The 2474-nt window shown below is 53.5% G+C and carries 2 protein-coding genes; both read left to right on the top strand.

Going from position 1 to position 2474, the window contains the following annotated elements; all coding sequences use genetic code 11:
* On the top strand, nucleotides 1-1290 hold a 1290-nt coding region (locus VIM87_RS12825), incomplete at its 5' end, for an FAD binding domain-containing protein (protein ID WP_331997377.1).
* Nucleotides 1291-1293: 3 nt separating this feature from the next.
* The coding region (locus tag VIM87_RS12820) for a molybdopterin cofactor-binding domain-containing protein (RefSeq protein WP_331997376.1) at nucleotides 1294-2474 on the top strand (1181 nt) is incomplete at its 3' end.

Raw genomic sequence — 2474 nt, 5'->3', positions numbered from 1 at the left:
GCCTGTACGGTGCTGATAGGGAGCCTTGTCAATAACCGCCTGCAATACCGCTCCTTTACCTCCTGCCTTACACCCCTGGGCAATGTGCATGGCAAACAGGTGGTAACCATAGAAGGTATTAATATGGAGGGGCTTAACCCCATTCAGCAGGCCATGTACGATGAATCGGCCACCCAGTGCGGGTTTTGCACGCCGGGTTTTGTAATGTCGCTGGCCGGTTTTTGTTTAAGCGAAGCAGCGCCCACCACACAGCAGGCCATCAGGGCCATTGATGGAAACATTTGCCGCTGCACAGGGTATAAATCCATACAGCGGGCCGCCGCCAGGGTAGCGCAGCTGGTGCAGGACCGCGGTGAAACCGCACCCGCCGTATTTGCAGCAGAACAACAAATACTACCAACTTATTTTTCCAATATTAAAGAACGCCTGCAAACCTTGCAGCAATCCCTGAACGGGGAAATGACGCCGGCTGAAGATGTACGTGCGCACTACGTAGGCGGCGGCACGGATGTATATGTGCAAAAACCGGAGGAGATGAAGCAAAAGGCCATCCGCTTTTTGTTTGATCAGCCCCCGCTGAACGGCATTACCCGGCAGGGCAGCCGCGTGGTATTAGGGCCGGCCGTAACGGTTACTGACCTGCAGGAATCGCCTGTTATGCAGGATTGTTTTCCGCAGCTGGATGAGTACATAAAGCTGGTATCCTCTACGCCTATACGTAATATGGCCACCATTGGCGGCAACTTCATTAATGCCTCTCCCATCGGGGATTTCACCATTTTCTTCCTGGCGCTGGATGCAACATTGGTATTGAGCGATGGAGAGCATACCCGCGAGCTGCCGCTGCGCCAGTTGTATAAAGGCTATAAACAGCTGGCCAAAACACCTGAGGAATATATTACGCAGCTTTGGTTTGAGTGGCCGGAAACGGCGCAGCACCTGTTCCGCTTTGAAAAAGTAAGCAAGCGTACTCACCTGGATATTGCCAGTGTAAATACCGCGCTGCACATTCGTATGGAAGGGGAGGTAATGGCGGAAGTGCGGCTGTCCGCCGGTGGCGTAGGCCCGGTGCCGATGTTGCTGGAACGTACCGCTGCTTTTTTACAGGGGCGATGGCTGAGCGCCGCATTGCTGCAGGAAGCGCTGAACATTGCCCAAACAGAAATTACCCCTATCAGCGATGCCCGGGGTACGGAGGCGTATAAACGATTATTACTGAACCAGCTGATCAAAGCACATTTCATAAGCCTGTTCCCGCAGCTATCTGTAGCAGACCTTTTAAATCTTTAGCAGATGAAGAATATAGATGCCGGCACACATGTAAAAGGAGGATCTGTTTACCTGGATGATATTCCACTGGTGAATGGTACGCTGTTTGGCGCGGCATATGGCTCACCCATAGCGCACGGCAATATTGAGCAGCTGGATGTAACGGAGGCGGCGCAAATGCCCGGGGTGGTAAGGATCTTTACCTATGCAGATATTACCGGCGAAAACCAGATAGGAGGCATTATTCCCGATGAACCCCTGTTTGCCGAAGGACAAACACATTTCTGCGGTATGCCGCTGGCCTTTGTAGTAGCCACCAGTAATGAGGCGGCCCGTGCAGCGGTTAAAAAAATAAAAGCAGCCATTACCCCGCTACCGGTGATCACCGACCCGCGGGAGGCGCAGGCCAAAGGTGAGCTGATAATACCGCCGCGCACTTTTACATTGGGCGATGTGAATGCCGCCTGGCAGCAATGTGCACATGTGATAGAAGGCCGGGCCGATACCAACGGGCAGGAGCATTTGTATATAGAAACACAGGGCGCGTATGTAATTCCGCAGGAAAACAATGTGCTGAAAATATATTCCTCCACACAGGGGCCTACTGCTGTGCAGCGGGCCGTATCAAGATCTGTGGGGCTGCCCATGCATATGCTGGATGTGGAGATCACCCGCCTGGGTGGCGGCTTTGGCGGTAAGGAAGACCAGGCCAATACCTGGGCCGCCTTATGCGCCCTGGCAGCCCATCACCTTAAAAAGCCGGTGAAATATTCGCTGCACCGTATGGATGATATGGCCATGACGGGTAAGCGGCATCCCTACTCCTCCGATTTTAAAATAGGGCTGGATCATGAGCTGAAGATTGTAGCATATGAGGTTACTTTTTACCAGAATGCCGGCGCCGCGGCCGACCTGTCGCCGGCCGTAATGGAGCGCACTTTGTTCCATTGCACTAATTCATACTTTATTCCCAACGTAAAGGCCACTGCCTATAGCTGCCGCACGCATTTGCCGCCCAATACGGCTTTCCGGGGATTTGGCGGCCCGCAGGGTATGTTCGTGATTGAAGCGGCTATCGCCAAAGCAGCCGCCGAACTGGGAGTGCCTGCCGCTAAGATCCAGCAACAGAACCTGCTGCATACCGGTGATGAATTTCCCTACGGGCAAAAAGCGCAAAGCGAAGCGCATGCCTGCTGGAACAAGGC

It is taken from the genome of Chitinophaga sp. (assembly GCF_036569125.1).
GTDB lineage: Bacteria > Bacteroidota > Bacteroidia > Chitinophagales > Chitinophagaceae > Chitinophaga.
This window is presented reverse-complemented; position numbering and strand designations above follow the sequence as displayed.